The organism is Mammaliicoccus sp. Dog046 (assembly GCF_034039665.1).
Taxonomy (GTDB): domain Bacteria; phylum Bacillota; class Bacilli; order Staphylococcales; family Staphylococcaceae; genus Mammaliicoccus.
Map to the genome: position 1 here is coordinate 2270624 of NZ_CP120131.1, position 21368 is coordinate 2291991.

Consider the following 21368-nt stretch of genomic DNA (forward strand, 5'->3'; position numbering starts at 1 on the left):
TCTTGGATTAACTTCAGCGTTAACTCACGACTTGGGCTTTCTCTTGGATTAACTTCTGCGTTAACTCACGACTTCGGGCATCTCGTCGCTTAACCACAAAGTTAATCTACGACTTTAGCCATTTCGTCGCTTAATTACAAAGTTAATCTATGACTTCAGGTATCTCATCGCTTAATTCAAAAGTTAATCTACGACTTCAGCCATCTCGTCGCTTAACTACAAAGTTAATCTACGACTTCAGCCATCTCGTCGCTTAATTACAAAGTTAATCTACGACTTTAGCCATTTCGTCGCTTAACTACAGAGTTAATCTACGACTTCACACATCTCGTCGCTTAACTACAAAGTTAATCTACGACTTTACACAACTCGTCGCTTAACTACAAAGTTAATCTACGACTTTACACAACTCGTCGCTTAATTCAAAAGTTAATCTACGACTTTGGCCATCTCGTCGCTTAACCACAAAATTAATCTACGACTTCACCGATCCTAACTACAAAATCTCCAAACAACCTAACTCCACCACACCCACACCGTCTCAAACGTCACAAAAAAACAAAGTTTTATAGCCTCCCAGCTATAAAACTTTGTTTTCTTCATTTAATATTTATAGATTTTCTCCGTTTGTTGCGATGACTTCTTTATACCAATTGTAAGAGTCTTTTTTAGATCTTGCGCCTGTTCCGTTCCCATCGTCATCTTTATCAACATATATAAATCCATATCGTTTACTCATTTCACTTGTAGACATTGATACTAAATCAATTGGTCCCCATGCAAGATAGCCAATCACGTCGACGCCGTCTTGTATGGCTTTTTTAATTTCTTTTATATGTTTTTCTAAGTAATCGATTCTATATGTGTCATGGATGCTTCCGTCTTCTTCGACTTCGTCTTTCGCACCTAATCCATTTTCTACGATAAATAATGGTACATGGTATCTATCCCAGAATTCGTTTAATACGATACGAATACCAATTGGGTCAATTTGCCAACCCCAATCTGACGCTTCTAAATATGGATTCTTCAAGCTATTCATTAAGTTCCCTTCAGTAACTTCTCCTTCTTCGCTATTTGCTGAAAGTAATGACATGTAATAACTAAAGGATATGTAATCCACTGTATATTCCTTCAATGTTTCTAAATCGCCGTCTTCGATTTGTAGTTCAATGTTGTTTTCTTTTAAAAATTGTTTATAGTAGTTAGGATATTCTCCTAATGCATGTACGTCTGTATATAATAAGTTCATTTGATCATCTTGCATTGCTTTCAACACATCTTCTGGGTTACAAGTGTATGGATAGTGTTTCATTCTTGCTAACATACATCCCATTTGTGCGTCTGCATCTATTTCACGTAATGCTTTAGTAGCTAAACTTGATGCAAGTAATTGATGATGTAAAGCTTGGTATGATGCTGCTTTCGGATTATCTAATTGATCTGAAAGAATGCCGCCACCTGTGAATGGTGAGATATTAATGATATTGATTTCATTAAATGTAATCCAATATTTCACTAATCCTTTATAACGATTAAATACCGTCTTCGCATAGTTTTCAAAATGACCGACTACTGCACGATCTACCCAACCGTTATATTTTTCTGTTAAGCCATATGGTGTTTCATAATGGCTCAATGTAACTACTGGTTCTATGTCATAAGATCTTAACGTTTTAAAAACATTTTCATAAAAAGCTAATCCCGCTTCATTCGGCGTTTCATCATATCCATTTGGGAATATTCTAGACCAATGGATAGATAATCTAAATGCTTTGAATCCCATCTCAGCTAATAATTTAATATCTGATTCATAGTTGTAATAGAAATCGATTCCTTCTCGTTTAGGGAATCTTCCTGTGTATTCACCGCTTAGTGTCTTTTGAATCACTTCTGTTGTTACTTCCATATGATTATCTTTCTTGCGTTGTTCTTTAGGTATATATTCTACAAAGTCTGCACTTGATAAGCCTTTTCCATCTTTATCAAAAGCACCTTCAATTTGATTTGCTGCTGTAGCGCCACCCCATAAAAATCCTTCTCTAAATCCAGTATTTGTATTCATCATTAACGTTCCTCCAATTGTTTTGTTTTATAACTTAAATCTTCACCGTTTGTTTGAATAACTTTTTGATACCAGTAAAATGAATCTTTAGGCGTACGGTTTAACGTACCATTCCCTTTATTATCTCTATCTACATGAATAAATCCGTAACGTTTCTTCATTTCGCCACTTCCTGCAGATACTAAATCAATACATCCCCATGATGTATAACCTAATAATTCAACGCCATCGTTGACCGCTTCAATCATTTGTTCTAAATGTTCACTTAAATACTTAATACGATATTCATCATGAATTTGTCCATCTTCTGTAACTTCATCTTTGGCACCGAGACCATTTTCTACTATAAATAATGGCTTTTCATAACGATCATAAATTTGATTCATTGTGACACGTAAGCCGACCGGATCAATTTGCCAACCCCAATCTGACGCTTCTAAATATGGATTCTTCAATGATGCAAAGGCATTACCTGCGCCTTTCTCTTTATTAACTTCATCATCACCACTTTCGAGACGACTTGAATAATATGAGAATGAAATGAAATCGACTGTATGTTCTTTCAATATAGCTGCATCACCAGGTTCTTGATGAATCGTTACATTCAATTCTTCAAACATGCGCTTACTGTACTTAGGATATTCTCCCCTTGATTGCACATCGATAAAAATATACTGTTCACGATTCTTCTTCAATGCGGCTAACATATCATTTGGATGACATGTATTCGGATAAACTTCCCCCGCAGCTAACATACAACCAATTTGGAAATCAGGATTGATTTCTTTACCTACTTTAGTAGCGAGACTTGATCCAATTAACAAATGATGTGCTGCTTGATATTTCATCTGATCTGCTTGCGTTTCATCTTCAATAATTAAACCACCTCCAATAAAAGGAATGTGTAAAATCATATTAATCTCATTATGTGTTAACCAATATTTCACTTTGTCTTTATATCGGTCAAACACCACGCGACTGTAATTGACGAAGAAGTCTACTGTCTTTCGATTATACCAACCGCCATATGTTGTTGCTAAGTGATATGGTGTATCAAAGTGGTTAAGTGTAACTAACGGTTCGATATCATATTCAGCTAATTTATCAAATACTTTGTCATAGAATGCTAAACCTTCTTCGTTCGGTTCTGCTTCATCACCATTCGGAAAAATTCTTGGCCAAGAAATCGACATTCTTAACACTTTATAACCCATCTCAGCGAACAATTTAATGTCTTCTTCATAACGATGGTAAAAATCAATCGACTCGTGACTTGGATAATAATCGAACGTTTCTTGTAATCCTTTTGCTGGATCAAATAATGGGATACGTCTTTCATCACCTGCTGGAAGTACATCAACTAAACTTAATCCTTTACCTCCTTCATCATACGCACCTTCGCATTGATTTGCTGCGATAGCTCCACCCCATAAAAAGTCTTTTCTTAAATTCATTATTATTCCTCCTTATTATAAAATAACGGTTAAAATATGTTTTCCTGTTTCAATTGATTTTGCATCTTCAAGAATGACATCTTTAGCAAGATTTGTATTGGTAACAACAACCGGAATGACTGGATCGTAGCCTTCTTCAATAATGGTTTCTCTATCAAACTCAATCAAAGGTTGTCCAATCTCAATTGTTTCTCCTTGTGACACAAGCGCTTTAAAATACTTACCTTCTAATTTAACTGTGTCGATTCCGATATGAATTAATACTTCTGCACCAGTTTCTGATTTCAATCCAATTGCATGACCGGTTGGGAATAAACTTTCCACAACACCATTGAAAGGTGCGACAACAATATCACTTTCAGGTTGAATGGCAATGCCTTTACCCATCGCTAATGATGAAAATACTGGATCATTTATTGTCGTTAAATCAATAACTTTACCTGTTACTGGTGCTTCTACAAGCACATCATTAACAATGCCTTCGCTTTTAGCTTTTGATGGTTCACTACCTTTATCAATTTCAACTTCATGCTTATCGCTATGTGTTAAATATCCTACGATTAAACCAAGTACGACCGCTATACCTGTTGCGATCAATGACATCCAGAATGCCATATCTAATCCGCTTTTACCGATAAATACTGTATAACCGAATATACCGAGTCCACCCATCATATACATCTTCGTGCCAGCTACACCTATCAATGCGCCAGTGATACCAGCGATAATACAGCTATAAATAAATGGTTTCTTTCTTGGTAATGTAATACCATAAATGGCTGGTTCAGTTACTCCAAACAATCCTGAAATAAATGCTGGGATACTTAATGATTTCAGTTGTTTATTTTTTGTTCTAAATAAGATGCCAAGTACAATACCTGTTTGCGCAAATGATGCTGCAAATGTAATTGGAATAATAAAGTCGGAACCTGCTGTTGAGATGTTATTAATTGCGATGGCAACTAATCCCCAATGCAAACCAAATATTACAAACACTTGCCAGAATGCGCCTAACAATAATCCTGCCACTAACGGACTAAAGTTATACAATGCTAATGCACCAGCGCCAATTAAATTAGCTGCCCATGAAGATATAGGACCAATAATTAAGAATGTTAATGGCACAATAATTAATAAAGTAAAGAATGGTACTAAGAATGTCTTAACAACATTCGGAATAATCGCTTTTAAATATTTTTCTAAGATTGAAGCGGCAAATACCGAAAGTACAATCGGAATAACACTCGACGTGTACGTCATAGAAATGACTGGTATACCTAAAAAGTTTAATGCCGATTCAGATTCAAAGAACGTGTCACTAAATAACATCGCTGCATCTTTGTTACCTGCTGTCATTGCCGCAACGATTGTTGGATAAACGAGTGCAGCCCCTAATGCCATTCCAATAAATTGATTAGATCCAAATTTCTTAGCAGCTGTTAACCCTAAGAATATTGGGAAGAAGTAAAATAGTGAATCTCCAATCGCGTGTAAGATTTGATACGTTCCTGATGTTTCGGTGATCCATCCAAGTGCCATAAATAATGCAGCAAATCCTTTAATCATCCCCGCTGCTGCTAACACACCTAGTATCGGTTGGAAAATCCCTGAAATTAAATCGATAAATCGATTAAATAACGAACCATTACTGAGTGTACCTCCACTATCATTTTCACTTAAATGTGCGACTTTACTGACAGCTTCATATACTTCTGGAACGTGGTTACCAATAACAACTTGATATTGTCCACCAGATTCCATAACTGTAACGATACCTTCCTTATTCTTAAGATATTCTGTATCAGCTTTCCCATGATCTTTCAATTGAAATCTTAATCTCGTAATACAATGTGTAAGAGAAGTTATATTCTCTTCGCCCCCGACTTTCTCTACAATATCCTTAGCTAAATCTTCATATTTCATCTATATCCCTCCAATTTTCGCATAGAAAAAACCCAGAATAATACATACGAATACAAACATTCGTCATGCATTACTCTGGGTTTTGCCTGCTTAAAGTTACAATCCCAAACAACAAATAAATTGATGTCTAAAGTAATTGTTATTAATTTAACCTAATTATAGCGCTTTCATTTATTTTGTCAACGCTTTCATGAAGATTTTAATAATCTTGCGATATGAAGTATTAAATAAACCCTTTCATCATTGGATAAATCATGATTATAATTTTGCTTCAATAGCGTACCAATTTTATCGACACAAATATTAGATTCTACATATTTTTCTTGTAATGATGATAGTAATGACACATCCATAACTTCTTCTAAACTTTCTGTATGAATCAGCCTTTGACTGAAGAATTTCAAATGTGTAATAAAACGTTCATAACTCAACGACTCTTCTGATAAATCTAAATTAAAATGATACCTTACGAGATTAACGATACTTTGTGTAATCTTTGTTATTTCATAAACATTTGAAATAGATTCGTGCATATTTGCATTAACAATATGCATTGCGATGTATCCCGCTTCATCTTTAGGTAATTGAATATCCAAACGTTCAGATACTTTATCAATACCTAATAAACCAATATTAAACTCTTGAGGATAAAGACGTTTAATTTCATATAAGAGCGGATTATTAATGGTCGTTCCTTCTATACAGCGTTTAATCGCATAATTTATATGATCCGTTAAAGCGATATAAATAGATTCAGAAAGCGGTTCTTTAAATAATTGGTTTGCCTCTACTATGATCTCTCTAGAAATAAGCAGGACGTCATCATCTAACTCTTTAATTAAAGTTAACATTCTTTCTTGTTCTTCACTTGTCATTCTAAATACTTTATCAATTTTCTCTTTCTCTAACTGTTGGCCGTTCTTCTTCCCAAAAGCAATACCGACACCCATAACAATTTTTTCTTCCCCATTAATCTTTGAAATGACGACATTATTGTTTAATATTTTCGTTATTTTCATGACATTCACCCTTCTCAATAAATGCACTTGTGTTTCAATTAATTATTATTATAGCAATAATTTGGAATTGTTAAATATTTTAGAACAAAAAACTATACTTACGTTTTATTCTTTGTAAAAACTAACATAGTGGATTGTCTTTTTGGGAGAGCGGCAGCTAACGGGATTGTTTTCACTTTCTATCTCGTTAGCGCGTTATTTCCTCACTTTTTATAGGTTATGTTGGCTTTTTCGCGGTCTATTTGCGCGCTAACGAGATTGTTTTCACTTTCTATCTCGTTAGATTTTTTAACGGGATTGTTTCTCAGATCTATCTCGTTAGCGCATGATTTTCTCACTTTTTATAGGTTATTTTGACTTTTTCGCGGTCTGTTTACCCGCTAACGAGATTGTTTTCACTTTCTATCTCGTTAGATTTTTTAACGGGATTGTTTCTCAGAACTATCTCGTTAGCACATGATTTTCTCACTTTTTACTGTTAATTTAGACTTTTCCATGGGCTATTTATCCGCTAACGAGTTTGTTTTCACTTTCTATCTCGTTAGATTTTCTAACGGGATTGTTTCTCAGATCTATCTCGTTACACTACAATGTTCGCATATTCTATGGTTCTTTTGCGATGACTCCTGTTCATTATAAAAAAGCCAGCAAAGTTTATGACTTTACCGGCACTCTGAGAGCTAACGCTCATATTTAATTATGCTTGTCTACTATTGAACCTACGTGTGTATTCTCTAAAAGTGATAAAGCATTTGTTCTTTTCATCATATAGTTTATATTTCAATGATGCTAAACTATCTTTAATTGTTATCGTTGTTGCGTGATGTAACGGTGGTGTCTTATCATGCGCTTGTTCTAATTCATAGTTTGGAATTCTTGGACTTAAATGATGCACATGATGATAACCAATATTACCTGTCATCCATTGTATGATTTTAGGTAATTTATAGTAAGAACTACCTTCTATCGCAGCTTTAACGTAATCCCATTCTGATGACTCTTCAAAGTATGAATCTTCAAATGTATGTTGAATATAGAATAACCAAATACCTAGCATACCCGCAATAAATAACATTGGGAAAAATACTAACATAAATGGTACTGCACCTACTAAGAAGAACATTCCCACATAAAATGCTAATAGAATGATATTATGCATCCATGTATTTCGTTTTTCTTTTCCTTTGGCGTCTTTATCGTTCATTCGATTTGAAATAAATAATAAGAATATAGGACCTAAGACAAACATCACAAATGGATGACGATACATGCGGTATTTCCACTGCGTAAACTTCGTTGCTTCATGATATTCTTCAATGGTCATAACCCAAATATCACCGATACCACGCTTTTCTAAATTACCACTACTTGTATGGTGAATAATATGTTCTCTACGCCATTTTTCATATGGGAAGAATGTGAGAAGACCAGTAATATTTCCTAGTAAATCGTTATTTTTCTTTTTACTTAAAAATGATCCATGGCAACAATCATGGAATATAATAAATGTTCTAATTAAAAATCCTGATGCAAGTACGCCACATAATATAGATAATGACCAATGTAATGGATATAATAAGAATCCTGCTACGACAATAACGACTAGCGGAATTAATGTATTTATAATTTGAATTGTACTTTTCTTTAAGTTGTTATTTTCAAACGGTTTGACCATTTTTCGGAGCAATTTCTTCTTTTCTTTTTCGATGATTTCCACTTCCTTTTATTCAATAAATATAGAAAAAGGAAGTACTTGAATGAATCAAGTACTTCCATCTCTATTACTTATCATATAGCATAATATTGCTCTTTACAATCAATATCCATTTGTATTTTTTTAAAATTCATACAAATAATTTGTTTGATTTTAATAATAAATTATTACTTGGTCATAATATGTGATATAAACCTTGTCATAGTCACGTTTTACAACATAATTTCAAACGCTTCCATTTACCAAATAATATTTTTCACTGCATCATCATTCAGTGCTTTAACTATTTCTGAAACTAATTTTACTGCATTTAAATAATCTTCTTTATGAAGTATAGAAACATTTGAATGCATGTAACGTAATGGCACGCCGATGGAAATGGTAGGTGTCCCTTCATTTGCCACATGGATACTACCAGCATCTGTACCGCCACCGGTAATTGTATCCCATTGAAGATCTATTTCTTTCTCTTTAGCAACATTTTTAATAAACGTTCTTAAACCGACATGACCAATATTGGATCCGTCCATTAATATCACAATTGGGCCATTACCTAATTTAGTATCGTGGCCATTACCTGATAAACCAGGTGAATCATGTGCAATACCAACGTCTACTGCAATTGATAAATCCGGTTTAATTTTATTTGCAGCAACTTTCGCGCCACGTAAACCTACTTCTTCTTGTACTGTTGCACCTGATACTAAATGAATGCCTAGAGACTCATTCTTTAGTTCACGAAGAACATCAACACTTAATGCACAACCGAAGCGATTATCGAATGCTTTCGCAGTTAAATAGTTACTGTTTCCTAATTCTTCAAATTCAGAATAAGGTGTAACCATATTTCCTAATTCAATTCCTAAACTTTCCGCTTCTTCTTTATTATCTACACCTATATCGATGAACATTGCTTTAATATCTACTGGTTTCATACGTTCTTCAGGACTGAGTACATGTGGTGGTTTCGAACCAATAACGCCTCTGATTTCTTTACCCTCATCCGTTGTGATTGTTACTTTTTGAGATAACATCACTTGGCTCCACCAACCACCGATTGGCGTGAATTTGATATAGCCGTCTGGGTCTATTTGTGTAACCATAAATCCAATTTCATCAAGGTGACCAGCGATCATGATTGTCTTAGATCCCTCTTTACCCTTCTTCTTACCGAATATCCCACCTAAGTTATCTTCAATAATTTCACCACTGACTGGTTCTAAATATTCTCGCATTTGCGCTTTAACTTGATGTTCGTAACCTGCGATACCATTAATATCTGTTAACGTCTTTAATATTTCTACTGAATTTCCCACTTAAAAACCCCCCTATTATTTGTATAACATATCCATAATATCACTATTTTGAGCATTGCTACTAGGAACAAGCCTTTACATTAAAAAGGTCACGACAAGGTTATTCACCTTACCATGACCATTGATATATCATCACTTCTAAATCATTGTTTCAAATGAATCTCTCACTTGCGGTACACTTAAGCCAACAATTACTTGGACATTCGTACCACTCTTCGCAACACCATGAGCCATTTGATTCTCAGTGAAATAAGCATTGTCTTTAACAAGACTTGCATCTTTCACAGTAACTCTTAATCTAGTCGCACAATTCGTTACATCCTTGATATTATCTTTACCACCTAATCCTTCTAAATAGTATATGGCTTTTGTATCATATTCAGATGCATTGTTATCTAATCTTGTATCCGCTTCACTACCTTTTTTCGCTTTGTAATCTGCTTTAGTAAATAGTTTTGCTTCACCATCATCAGATACTCTACCTGGTAAAGGTACGTTAAACTTCTCAATAATAAACTTAAATACAAAGAAGTAAATTGCGACAAAGATGATGCCGATAATAAACTGCGCAATATACGTGTTTCCATGGTTTTGGAATAATGGAATCCAGTTGATTGCTGCAATTTCAATTGCACCACCGCCTTGAATACCAACAACACCAAATAAATACATAATTGTTACCATCGTTGCTCCAAGTAACGCATGAATTAAGAATAAATATGGAGCAATAAATAAGAATGTAAATTCTAATGGTTCAGTAATTCCTGCAAAAATAGCTGTCAAACCTGCTGGAAGCACGAGTGCTAATACTTTTTTCTTATTTTCTTTAGGTGTAGATGCATACATTGCTAATGCAATACCTAAACAACCGAATATTTTAATATTACCTTGTAGTAAGAATCCATATGGGTAAAGCTCTTTCAATGATTTTTTAGAATTTGAGAAATCTGCTAAATGTTCGATCCAGTATGGTTTTAATCCACCATTTACAACTGCAGGTCCGTACTCAAACGGCGTGTAAATAAAGTGATGCAAACCAGTTGGAATTAATATTCTTTCTAAGAAGTGGAATAACCAAACACCGACAAATCCTGAATGCAACATTACACCTTGTAATGATGCGATACCATTCTGTACAGATGGCCATACCGCACATACAATAAATGCAATTGGGATCATAATAAAGAATCCTATCATAACTACGAATGGTAACCCTTGGAATATACCTACCATTTCAGGTAATTTCTTATCGTAGAAACGATTATGTATCCAAATCACGATTGCTGAAATAAAAATGGCACCAATGATACTAGTATCTAACGTCGCTATCCCCGCTATTTCTTTCACGCCCGTTACATTTTCAACACCTTTAGATAAATCCACGCCGAATGTTTTCGGCCAAAGTGTTAATATCGCATTAACGAAATTGTTGAATACAAGATAAATCATTAAAGCAGCTAACGTTGCTCTACCTTGTGCTTTTTTCGCCAAAGAAATTGGTAAGCCAATTACAAATGCTAATTCCATATGATTGAATATTGTCCAACCACCCGCTTCGATTAAGCTCCAAATCTTAAACCACATCGTCCCTTCATTTGCGATGTCACCCATGATATTTGGATTTTTAAATAAAGTTGCAAATCCTACAACAATACCAAAAAACGCAAATAACAAAACTGGAACTATCATGGCACTGCCAAATCGTTTAATTGCATTCATATTATAACCCCTTTTCTGTTTCTGATTATCTCTACATTATAGGAAACGTTTTCATTTGCCAATACGTTTGACGTAATTAGAAATCACATAGTAAAATTAGATTATATTTTCAAAACCTGAAAATTTTTTCAACTTGAATGGAGGCGTACTATGATTCTGGATAAATTGATTAATGAACATTATCAACAATTAAACGATAATGATATACATATCATACAGATGATCAATAAAAACATACATTTGATACATCGCTTAAAAATACAAGAAATCGCAGACATATCACATACATCTATCTCCTCAATTCATCGATTATCAAGAAAACTTGGATTCGACGGTTATAGTGATTTCAAAGCTTATATCAAGTTAAATAAACAAACTTCAAAGCCATCAACAGATATAATAGAAAAATTAGAACAAGATATGCTTCAAACATTGAAGCATTTAAAAATGATAGACTTCGATTTCATAAGTGAACAAATCGATCAATCGCCGAACATCTATATTTACGGTACAGGTGTAGCACAGTTAAATGTAGCGAGAGATGCACAAAGACATTTTCTTTCAATCCATAAAAAAGTCATGGTCCTCAACGATGAAACTGAACTTAAAATCGTAACAGATCAAATGAAAGAAAATGAGTTGTTATTTATTATTTCACTCTCTGGAGATACATCACATCTTAAAGAGAATATTGAAATACTTCGAACAAGAAACATACAATATATTTCAATCACAACATTAAAAGATAATTACTTAGCTCAGAATGCAAACTTCAATATTTACGTTAATAGCTCACCTATAAATCTATTCAACTACATTTCATATTCAAGTTTCTTACCATATCATATGGTGTTTGAAATCATCATTCGTAAGTATAGCGAATGGAAGACCTCACACTAGCAGAGGCTTCATGACAACCACATTAGACATCCGTCAGTCTACAGCAAGACTGACAGCAGACTTAAAAAGGGGCTGAAACATAATGTTTCAGCCCCTTTTAATAAATTATTTTTATAGATTTATTCATTCTTTTTCACACTAAAATAAATAAATAAACCTATTTCAAATAACATTAAAACAAACCCTATTACCCCTATTGTCTGACTATACATAACATAAATACTATAGGCTATCATAAAAGTAAGTATGCTAGATAATAAATATAACCACCTATTTTCTGATTTTAACAACTTATTTTCTTCTCCTTTGGTCTCCACCTAAAAATAATCCTCTACTGACTAGTATTGCCAAACGAAATAAATGTCCCATAGGTAACATCCCCTTTATTATAATCAAACTCCCACATAATTATCAATATTACCCATAAAATGAAATAATTTACTTTTTTAAAGTTATTATAAACGAATAAACCTAAATTACAAAAAGTTCTATTATTATACTCAAAACAGCTATTCTAAGCATTTTTTTCGCTGACTCCTGCGGGAACAGCATGATTCGAAGACTACAGGCTGAGAACATGCCCGCGGAAAGCATGCGCATAAAAAAATGCCGACAAAGTATCTAACTTTGTCGGCTTCTGAATTAATTTTGTATTTCTACATTATTATATCTATTATTCTTTATTCATTTGCATCAATTCATCTGCTGTAAATTGTACATCAGTACCTATAATAATTTGTATGTTTTTATCACTAATTATTTTGTTACCTAAAGCACCTGATTTTTTAATTTTATCTTGATCTACAATTCCTGTATCTTTAAGCGTTAGTCTCAATCTTGTTGCACAATGATCAATGGCTTCGATATTGTCTTCTCCACCGATTGCTTCATAAATCAATTTTGTTTTGTTTGATACTTTAGCTTGACCACTTGCTCCTGAATTCACACTATTATCGTCTTCACTTACTTTAGCCGCTTCTTCCATCAATCCATCTCTACCTGGTGTCTTCAAATTAAATGTGCGAATTGCGAAATCAAATACGACGAAGTAGACAACGCCCATGATAAGTCCGAGCAATAATAACATCAATGGTTTATTCGCAATTGGTATGCTTAAGCTGAGCAAGTAATCAATCAACCCTGCACTAAATGTAAATCCTGCTGTCCAATGGAATGTCGCTGCAATAAACATCGAAATACCCGTTAACACTGCATGGATACCAAATAACATTGGTGCCACTACTAAGAATGAAAATTCTAATGGCTCTGTAATCCCTGTTACGAATGAAGCAATACCTGCCGCTAACATTAATGAACCGACAACTTTTTTATTACGTTTTTCAGCATTTTTCCAAATAGCTAATGCTGCTGCTGGTAAACCGAACATCATAATTGGGAACAGACCACCTTGATAACGTCCTGTGATTCCTTTTTCCCCTGTACTTGACCAGAAGTTTGAAATATCGTTAATACCTGCAATATCAAACCAGAATACTTGGTTTAACGCATGATGTAAGCCAAATGGTAATAATAATCTATTAAAGAATCCGTATAAACCTGCGCCTAATGGTCCAAGTTTAGAAATCATTTCCCCGAAACTTACAAGACCATTATATACAGGTGGCCATAACCACATTAATAATAGTGAAATCACTAACATTGCTGCTGCTGATAATATTGGTACCAATCTCTTCCCACTAAAGAATGAAAATGCAGTTGGCAATTTCGTATCTTTAAATCGATTATAAATTGCTGCAGTAACTAAACCACAAATGATTCCGATAAATACATTACTAATTCCCGTGAATGATAAATCGACCTTATCTGGCGCGACGTGCAATACTTTTGCCATTGATTCAGTCTTCAATACGTTTGTAACGACTAAGAATGATACGAGCCCACTCAATGCAGCTGCACCATTCTTATCTTTCGACATCCCAAATGCTAAACCTACTGCAAATAAGATCGGCAAATTATCAATAACCGACAATCCACCATTGGCTAAAAATATCGCCACTCCATTCCCCTTACCGTTAATTGCACCAGAGTCAATGAATGATGCTATCCCCAATAGCAAACCTGCTACCGGTAAAATTGATATCGGCAGCATTAATGACTGTGCAAACTTTTGCATATAACCTTTCATAATAACGTCCCCCTTTTTTCTTTAAACGCTTACATACTATTGTAAATATATTTCCTCTAAAATGAAAGATAGGAGTGAAACTATATCTAAATATATTTACTAGATTCCAAAGTTTCACTCCTGAATTTATCAGCAAAAGCTAATTATTTATTTACTTTTTTAACTACAGATGATTTCAATCCGATTTGACCGAATCCTGGTATTTTACAATCAATATCATGACCATCTTCAGGATCTACTAGTTTAATGCCTTTAACTTTCGTTCCTTGTTTAATTGAGTTAGATGATCCTTTAACTTTTAAATCTTTAACGACAGTAACTGTATCTCCGTCTTGTAATTCGACACCGTTAACGTCTTTGATCACAGCTTGATCTGTATCTTCAGCATCGTCTCCGTTTGCTGTCCATTCGTGATTACACATAGGACAAATCAATAATGCGCCATCTTCATATGTGTATTCAGAATCACACTGTGGGCAATTTGGTAATGTGTTTTCCATGTTTCTACCTCCGAGAATATATCATTTCTAATATAATTTACCATAATTTCATTGAATTAGGGACTTTTTTATACAATTTATTAATCGTGTTTCATCATTATATACGAAGTTATTTTTTTGATTTTGGAATCCTTTTTATGACTAGCAAATTCATACATTTCAGCAAAATGCATCGGCTTACCTGAACGATCAATCATCGTGCCATGTATAGATGCTTCTTTACCATGTGATAATATTGATTTTATTTCTAAACTTTTTACCATTTCTGTATATGCTTGCAGCTGTTTGATAAACGCATCTTTACCAGTTAATTCAAATTCACCAGGCACTTCCCAAATTAAATCATCTGTTAGCCAAGATTCTACTGCTTTTATATCTCCTGCCGTGGATCCAACGACGATATCTCTAACAATTCTTCTCTTTGGTGCATTGTCACAATTTAAATCTCCACGTACAACAAATTTCAAATGACTTAAATCTTCATCAAGTTTATTAAAATTCAAACCCTTTTCCTGTAACGCCTCGTTCAAAATTCTAATCGCCTTTGGTCCTACACCGTGCAAATTTGATAAATTCTGCTCATCAAATTGTGCTACTTCCTCTAATGTTGAAACATTAATTTCATTTAATGCGCGTGTTGCTGGTTGACCTATTTTAGGTAAGTTTGTCATATCGTACAACTCCTTTTTTGAAATGGCATTCAGTTCAAATTAATTGTTTCTGTATTTCCGATTTCTTCTTTAATATACCCTTTCAATCATGCATTCACAACTGATGACACATAAAACAAAGGGAGCGGGACAGAAATCTAATTTATTTAAAAAAGATTTCGTAGTCCCGCCCCTGCAAGGATGACTAGATACTAAAAGAGGCTGAGACATTATTAATGTCCCAGCCTCTTTGTTTTTGAAGTTAGAATATAAAAATTTAAGAATATGTACCATGTTCATGCGCTTGCAATTAAAGTCCTAATGCAGTGATTAAATCGACAATGGGTTGTAAGATGCCTGTTAACATGATATCCCCTCCTTAAATTTAAGTTAATTTCATTTTACAACTATTATTTTCAAAAATAAAAAATGCGTTAACTTATGTTACTCAACGTGTTAAATAACATTACTTCTGTATTGTATTAAACGATCGTGCTAGCTATGATTAAATTATTTTATGTATTCGCTTACTAGTAGATAATGTCAGAGGTTTCTTCACTTTATAGTCAAATTCTCCACGTTCATTCAAATGCATATTTGGAAAAATAGTAGTATAATGCTTTTTATATTGTTTTTTCAAATTAAACTGTTACATAAGCGTTTTTGGAAATTAAGGAGAGCGAAAAGAAATGGAAGATCACGAATTAAAAAGAAGTATGTCAAATCGGCACATACAGTTGATTGCTATTGGTGGCGCAATTGGTACCGGTCTTTTTCTGGGCGCAGGTAAAAGTATTTCATTAGCCGGCCCATCAATTTTATTTGTATATATTATTATAGGATTTTTCTTATTTATTATGATGCGTGCATTGGGAGAACTGTTACTTTCAAATAGTAACTACAATTCATTCATCGATATTGCCGAACATTATTTAGGCCCATTGTTTGGATTTTTAACAGGTTGGACGTATTGGTTCTGTTGGGTAGCAACCGGTATCGCTGATATTACAGCTGTAGCTAAATATATTCAGTTTTGGTATCCTGACGTACCCTCTTATGTATCCGCAATTGCAACAGTTGTTCTATTGTTAGGATTAAACTTGATGACTGTTAAATTGTTCGGAGAAATCGAATTTTGGTTTGCACTTATAAAAATTATTGCCATTGTCTTATTAATTGTCATTGGCTTGTGGCTCATTTTAAACGGCTTTAAATCAAGCACTGGTATACAATCAGGATTCCACAATTTATATTCTCATGGTGGTATGTTCCCTAACGGTGCAATGGGCTTCTTGTTGGCCTTCCAAATGGCTGTATTCAGCTTTGTTGGAATTGAACTTGTAGGTGTTACTGCACGTGAGACAAAAAGTCCTGAAAAGAATTTACCTAAAGCTATCAATTCTCTTGGAATACGTATTTTAATCTTTTACGTATTAAGCTTACTCATCATTATGAGTATCACACCTTGGAATAAGATCGCTCCAGAAGAAAGTCCTTTTGTTAATTTATTTGTACTAGCGGGAATTCCAGCTGCAGCAGGTATTGTTAACTTCGTCGTATTGACGTCTGCAGCAAGTGCAGCGAATAGTGGATTATTTAGTAATAGTCGTATGGTTTATGGACTTGGACAAACGGGGCATGCACCTAAAGGGTTAAGCAAGGCGAATAAACGTGGTGTTCCATACCCAGCATTAATATTCTCTGGCGTTGTATTATTCTTCGCTGCGATATTAAATTACTTCATTCCAGATGATGTATTTACACTCGTAACAACATTAGCGACCATCTTCTTTATATTTATTTGGTCAATCATCTTAATTTGTTATATTAAATTTAGAAAAGAAGATGCTCAATTACATGAGAAATCTAAATTTAAAAATCCATTTGGCGTGATAGGATCATACCTTTCATTAGTATTCTTCGCATTCGTACTTGTTATCTTATTCTTTGCTGAAGATACACGTACCGCATTAATATACTCACCATTATGGATCATATTATTATTAGTGGTTTATTATATGAATAAACGTAAAAAATAAAATATTAAAGCATCAAGCCTCAGTTAGTAAATGAGGTTTGATGCTTTTTTTGTTATCATGTTTATATATAGAAGATACGAGCAAAAAATTAAGGAGTGATATGATGTCATTTTCATTACTTTTACCAATAGTTATTATGTTAGCAATCATTATCATCGGATACGTATTCATTAAATTATTTATGGATTAAGTTGGATACTGGGTGATTGGGTTGGCTGGGGCGTCTCTTGGATTAACTTTCGCGTTAACTCACGACTTGGCTCTTTTCTTGGATTAACTTCTGCGTTAACTCACGACTTGGGCCTTTTCTTGGATTAATTCCAGCGTTAACTCACGACTTGGCTCTTTTCTTGGATTAACTTCTGCGTTAACTCACGACTTGAGCCTTTTCTTGGATTAATTCAGGAGTTAATCTACGACTTACCCAATCTCCTCGCTTAATGCAAAAGTTAATCTACGACTTCACCCATCTTGTCGCTTAATTCAAAAGTTAATCTACGACTTCGACCTTCTCGTCGCTTAATTCAAAAGTTAATCTACGACTTCACCCATCTTGTCGCTTAATTACAAAGTTAATCTACAACTTTGACCAACTCGTCGCTTAATTCAAAAGTTAATCTACGACTTCGACCTTCTCGTCGCTTAATTCAAAAGTTAATCTACGACTTCACCCATCTTGTCGCTTAATTACAAAGTTAATCTACAACTTTGACCAACTCGTCGCTTAATTCAAAAGTTAATCTACGACTTCGACCTTCTCGTCGCTTAATTCAAGAGTTAATCTACAACTTCGACCTTCTCGTCGCTTAATTCAAGAGTTAATCTACAACTTCACTCATCTCGTCGCTTAATTCAAAAGTTAATCTACGACTTCACTCATCTCGTCGCTTAATTCAAAAGTTAATCTACGACTTCAACCTTCTCGTCGCTTAATTCAAAAGTTAATCTACAACTTCAACCTTCTCGTCGCTTAATTCAAAAGTTAATCTACGACTTTAACCATCTCGTCGCTTAATTCAAAAGTTAATCTACGACTTTAACCATCTCGTCGCTTAACTACAAAGTTAATCTACAACTTCAACAACACTACATCATAATTTACTACAAAAAATAAACACACCGCTTCAGACACTGATTATTCAGCGTTTGAAGTGGTGTGTTTTCTTTTCCTAATCTTTATATATTGCCTATTGATAAATATTTTGTTTCTAAATATGGTTCAATTCCTTCAATACCGCCTTCACGACCATATCCACTTTCTTTAAATCCTCCGAATGGGGCATGTGCTGCTGATGGTGCACCATCATTCCAACCTATCACGCCATAATCGAGTTTGTTATAAATATTAAATCCTGTTCGATAATCATTCGTGAAGAAGTAAGCAGCCAATCCATATTCTGTATCATTTGCGACTTCTATAATTTCATCTAAATCGTCATATGTCATAATTGCTGCTATTGGACCAAATGTTTCTTCATGCATCACTTTCATATCTAAGTTCGCATTTCGAATCACCACTGGTTTTAAGAAATTGCCACCGATTTTCAACTGATCAATTGGTTGTGATGTCTCTCCACCATTTTCAATCGCATCTTCAATATGATCAATTACTTTTTCAACGGCTTGTTCGTTGATTAATGGACCCATGTCTACGTCTTCTTCTAATCCGTTACCTACTTTTAAAGCATGTACTTTCTCAGTAAGTAGTCGTGCATATTCTTCTTCGATATCTTGATGAACGAAGATTCTATTTGCACTAATACAAGTTTGTCCTGAATTTCTAAACTTCGTAGCAATCGTTTGATTTACTGCCAATTCTAAATCTGCATCTTTATGAACAATGACTGGTGCTAAGCCACCTAATTCCATCGTTACATTTTTAACAGTATCTGCTGATGCTTTGATTAAACTCTTACCGACTGGTGTTGATCCTGTAAAAGTAATCTTCTGTACGATTGGGCTTTCTGTGAAAATACGTCCTGCATCGCGACCACTTAAAATCACATATTGAATCGCATCTTCAGGTATACCTGCTTCATGCGCCAACTCTACCATTCTAATTGTCGTTAATGGCGTTTCCAATGCAGGTTTACATACGATTGTACAACCTGCTGCTAAAGCTGGTGCCATTTTTCTAGCAATCATTGCTGCTGGGAAGTTCCACGGTGTAATCGCGCCAACGACACCAACAGGGAATTTATCTGTAATAATTTTTTTATTTGGATTATTCGCTGGTATCGTTGAACCATAAACACGTTTTGCTTCAGCTTCATACCATTGAATATAACTATTAGCATAAGCTACTTCACCTAACGCTTCTTTATATGGCTTACCATTTTCTAAAGTAATCAACTCAGCTAATTCTTCTTTATGCTCATCGATAAGTTGATACCATTTTAATAATCGAGCTGAACGATCATGTGCATCAAGTTCGCGCCAAGATAAAAATGCTTCGTGCGCTTTTTCGATTTTTTTATTTGCTTCTTCTTCTGTTGTAAAATCAACTGTTTTGACGATTTCATTTGTTGCTGGATTGTAAACGCTGTGCTGTTTCAAATGCTTCATCCCCTTTTGGTTTAGTTAAATAAAGAACTGCAGCTATACCGTACCAAACAAATACAATAATCCATTCATGTGGCCATACAAGTGATGATGGCATACCAGGTAAATAAATCGAGATAAATGCGATACTTAAAATCACGGCAATCCATCCGACAAGTTTACCACTTTTAATTTTATATGGACGTTCTAAGTTTGGTTCACTTTTTCTTAGTTTTAAGAATGAGAATGCTACAAGTAAGTAACCTAATACAACACCAATACCACCTGCATCAACAATCCAAACAAGTGCTGGTCGACCTAATAACGGTGCGATAAATGCCAACACACCTAAGAATAAAATACCATGCGTTGGTGTTTTATATTTTGGATGTATATATGCAAACCATTTAGGTATCATGTTATTTTTAGCCATTGCATATAAGATACGGCTACCACCGATAATAAATGCATTCCAACTTGTAATAATACCTGCAACGCCACCTAGTACAAGCAAGATGCCAAATCCACCTGATCCAAATAGATTCGCCATTGCATCAGCAGTTGCTAAATTACTAGATTTTAATTGCGCTGGTGTTAATCCTGTTGCTACACCGAATACAATTAATAAGTAGAAAATAACAGAAGCAATGATAGAAATGACAAGTATGCCACCAATTTTCTTTGATGGTGCTTTCACTTCCTCTGCAATTTGAGGAATAACATCAAATCCTACAAATAGGAACGGAATCATAATCAGTACAGACATCGTACCGCCTACACCATTTGAAAATAACGGTTTTAAATGTGTGAAGTCACCATTAAATCCTGCACCACACACAAGCATTAGTCCCACACCGACAATAAATATTGTAAATACCGTTTGCATAATTGCTGCTGGTTTTACACCGAAATAATTTAATGAAGTTAAAATAATACTACCAATTGAACCAATTAATACCCATGTTAAGTAAACATCCCAACCTGCAATATTCCACAAGAGTCCTTTATGTTCAAAAGGAATGACGTAGTCGATAACAGTTGGTAATGCTACTGCTTCAAATGTAATAACGGAAACATATCCAAATAATACAGACCACCCTGAGAAAAAGGCTACGCCAGGACTAAATGCTTTCTTAACAAACACAAATCCCCCACCTGTTTCGGGTATTGCTGAAGCGAGTTCAGCATATGTTAATCCGATAAATATTACGAGTAAACCACCCAGTACAAATGCGATGACACTTCCTAAAAATCCTGCCTCTGATATCCATTCTCCCGAAAGAACAACCCAGCCCCATCCGAGCATTGCTCCAATCGCAAGAAATAATACATCTACAATATTCATTGATTTATTAAATTGAGAACTCATATACATACCCCAT

At 34.5% G+C, this 21368-nt stretch carries 14 protein-coding genes; 2 read left to right on the plus strand and 12 right to left on the minus strand.

Going from position 1 to position 21368, the window contains the following annotated elements; genetic code table 11:
- Positions 1-610 precede the first annotated feature (610 nt).
- The 7 genes from P3U32_RS11265 to P3U32_RS11295 form a co-directional block, all read right to left on the minus strand.
- Positions 611-2068, minus strand: a complete 1458-nt coding sequence (locus P3U32_RS11265) for a glycoside hydrolase family 1 protein (RefSeq protein ID WP_416361226.1) — start codon at positions 2066-2068, stop codon at positions 611-613.
- A complete protein-coding gene (locus tag P3U32_RS11270) occupies positions 2068-3519 on the minus strand; it encodes a 6-phospho-beta-glucosidase (RefSeq protein ID WP_323703271.1) in 1452 nt (483 codons plus the stop codon). Before P3U32_RS11270 ends, P3U32_RS11265 begins: the two co-directional genes overlap by 1 nt.
- Before the next feature lie 15 nt (positions 3520-3534).
- Positions 3535-5442, minus strand: a complete 1908-nt coding sequence (locus P3U32_RS11275) for a beta-glucoside-specific PTS transporter subunit IIABC (protein ID WP_323703272.1) — start codon at positions 5440-5442, stop codon at positions 3535-3537.
- 188 nt (positions 5443-5630) lie between these two features.
- A complete protein-coding gene (gene licT, locus P3U32_RS11280; protein WP_323703273.1) occupies positions 5631-6461 on the minus strand; it encodes a BglG family transcription antiterminator LicT in 831 nt (276 codons plus the stop codon).
- 697 nt (positions 6462-7158) lie between these two features.
- The gene (locus tag P3U32_RS11285) at positions 7159-8169 is read right to left on the minus strand and encodes a Delta(5) desaturase DesA (RefSeq protein ID WP_323704884.1); all 1011 of its coding nucleotides are present in this window, start codon (positions 8167-8169) and stop codon (positions 7159-7161) included.
- 245 nt (positions 8170-8414) lie between these two features.
- Positions 8415-9491, minus strand: a complete 1077-nt coding sequence (locus P3U32_RS11290; protein ID WP_323703274.1) for a M42 family metallopeptidase — start codon at positions 9489-9491, stop codon at positions 8415-8417.
- 138 nt (positions 9492-9629) lie between these two features.
- Positions 9630-11210 carry an alpha-glucoside-specific PTS transporter subunit IIBC gene (locus P3U32_RS11295; protein WP_323703275.1) on the minus strand — a complete coding sequence of 527 codons (1581 nt, stop codon included), beginning with the start codon at positions 11208-11210 and terminating at the stop codon, positions 9630-9632.
- 150 nt (positions 11211-11360) lie between these two features.
- Here P3U32_RS11295 and P3U32_RS11300 point away from each other — a divergent pair, with 150 nt between their 5' ends.
- Positions 11361-12110, plus strand: coding sequence for a MurR/RpiR family transcriptional regulator (locus tag P3U32_RS11300; RefSeq protein WP_323703276.1), 750 nt, complete (start codon positions 11361-11363; stop codon positions 12108-12110).
- A 673-nt stretch (positions 12111-12783) separates the two neighbouring features.
- Here the strand turns inward: P3U32_RS11300 and nagE are convergent.
- From nagE to P3U32_RS11315, 3 genes are all read right to left on the minus strand, one after another.
- Positions 12784-14256 (minus strand): N-acetylglucosamine-specific PTS transporter subunit IIBC, encoded by a 1473-nt coding sequence (gene nagE / locus P3U32_RS11305; protein WP_323703277.1) that lies wholly within the window; start codon positions 14254-14256, stop codon positions 12784-12786.
- 143 nt (positions 14257-14399) lie between these two features.
- Positions 14400-14756, minus strand: a complete 357-nt coding sequence (locus P3U32_RS11310; RefSeq protein ID WP_323703278.1) for a zinc ribbon domain-containing protein YjdM — start codon at positions 14754-14756, stop codon at positions 14400-14402.
- 80 nt (positions 14757-14836) lie between these two features.
- Positions 14837-15427 carry a nuclear transport factor 2 family protein gene (locus tag P3U32_RS11315; RefSeq protein WP_323703279.1) on the minus strand — a complete coding sequence of 197 codons (591 nt, stop codon included), beginning with the start codon at positions 15425-15427 and terminating at the stop codon, positions 14837-14839.
- A 668-nt stretch (positions 15428-16095) separates the two neighbouring features.
- On the opposite strand from P3U32_RS11315, the gene P3U32_RS11320 reads away from it, so the two are divergent.
- Complete coding sequence (locus P3U32_RS11320) at positions 16096-17445, plus strand: amino acid permease (RefSeq protein ID WP_323703280.1); 1350 nt, start codon at positions 16096-16098, stop codon at positions 17443-17445.
- Between the two features lie 1176 nt (positions 17446-18621).
- On the opposite strand, the gene P3U32_RS11325 is transcribed toward P3U32_RS11320, so the two are convergent.
- Together P3U32_RS11325 and P3U32_RS11330 are read right to left on the minus strand one after the other, a co-directional pair.
- Positions 18622-20001, minus strand: coding sequence for an NAD-dependent succinate-semialdehyde dehydrogenase (locus P3U32_RS11325; RefSeq protein ID WP_323703281.1), 1380 nt, complete (start codon positions 19999-20001; stop codon positions 18622-18624).
- Positions 19964-21355 carry an APC family permease gene (locus tag P3U32_RS11330; protein WP_323703282.1) on the minus strand — a complete coding sequence of 464 codons (1392 nt, stop codon included), beginning with the start codon at positions 21353-21355 and terminating at the stop codon, positions 19964-19966. The genes P3U32_RS11325 and P3U32_RS11330 overlap by 38 nt, the downstream gene beginning before the upstream one ends.
- Positions 21356-21368 lie beyond the last annotated feature (13 nt).

What these genes read in the sequence shown, in the direction of transcription:
- P3U32_RS11310 (WP_323703278.1), bottom strand. Translation starts at nt 14,756, where the DNA reads ATGGAAAACACATTACCAAATTGCCCACAGTGTGATTCTGAATACACA.
- P3U32_RS11295 (WP_323703275.1), bottom strand. Translation starts at nt 11,210, where the DNA reads ATGAATGCAATTAAACGATTTGGCAGTGCCATGATAGTTCCAGTTTTG.
- P3U32_RS11265 (WP_416361226.1), bottom strand. Translation starts at nt 2,068, where the DNA reads ATGATGAATACAAATACTGGATTTAGAGAAGGATTTTTATGGGGTGGC.
- licT (WP_323703273.1), bottom strand. Translation starts at nt 6,461, where the DNA reads ATGAAAATAACGAAAATATTAAACAATAATGTCGTCATTTCAAAGATT.
- P3U32_RS11320 (WP_323703280.1), top strand. Translation starts at nt 16,096, where the DNA reads ATGGAAGATCACGAATTAAAAAGAAGTATGTCAAATCGGCACATACAG.
- P3U32_RS11270 (WP_323703271.1), bottom strand. Translation starts at nt 3,519, where the DNA reads ATGAATTTAAGAAAAGACTTTTTATGGGGTGGAGCTATCGCAGCAAAT.
- P3U32_RS11315 (WP_323703279.1), bottom strand. Translation starts at nt 15,427, where the DNA reads ATGACAAACTTACCTAAAATAGGTCAACCAGCAACACGCGCATTAAAT.
- P3U32_RS11300 (WP_323703276.1), top strand. Translation starts at nt 11,361, where the DNA reads ATGATTCTGGATAAATTGATTAATGAACATTATCAACAATTAAACGAT.
- P3U32_RS11330 (WP_323703282.1), bottom strand. Translation starts at nt 21,355, where the DNA reads ATGAGTTCTCAATTTAATAAATCAATGAATATTGTAGATGTATTATTT.
- P3U32_RS11275 (WP_323703272.1), bottom strand. Translation starts at nt 5,442, where the DNA reads ATGAAATATGAAGATTTAGCTAAGGATATTGTAGAGAAAGTCGGGGGC.
- nagE (WP_323703277.1), bottom strand. Translation starts at nt 14,256, where the DNA reads ATGAAAGGTTATATGCAAAAGTTTGCACAGTCATTAATGCTGCCGATA.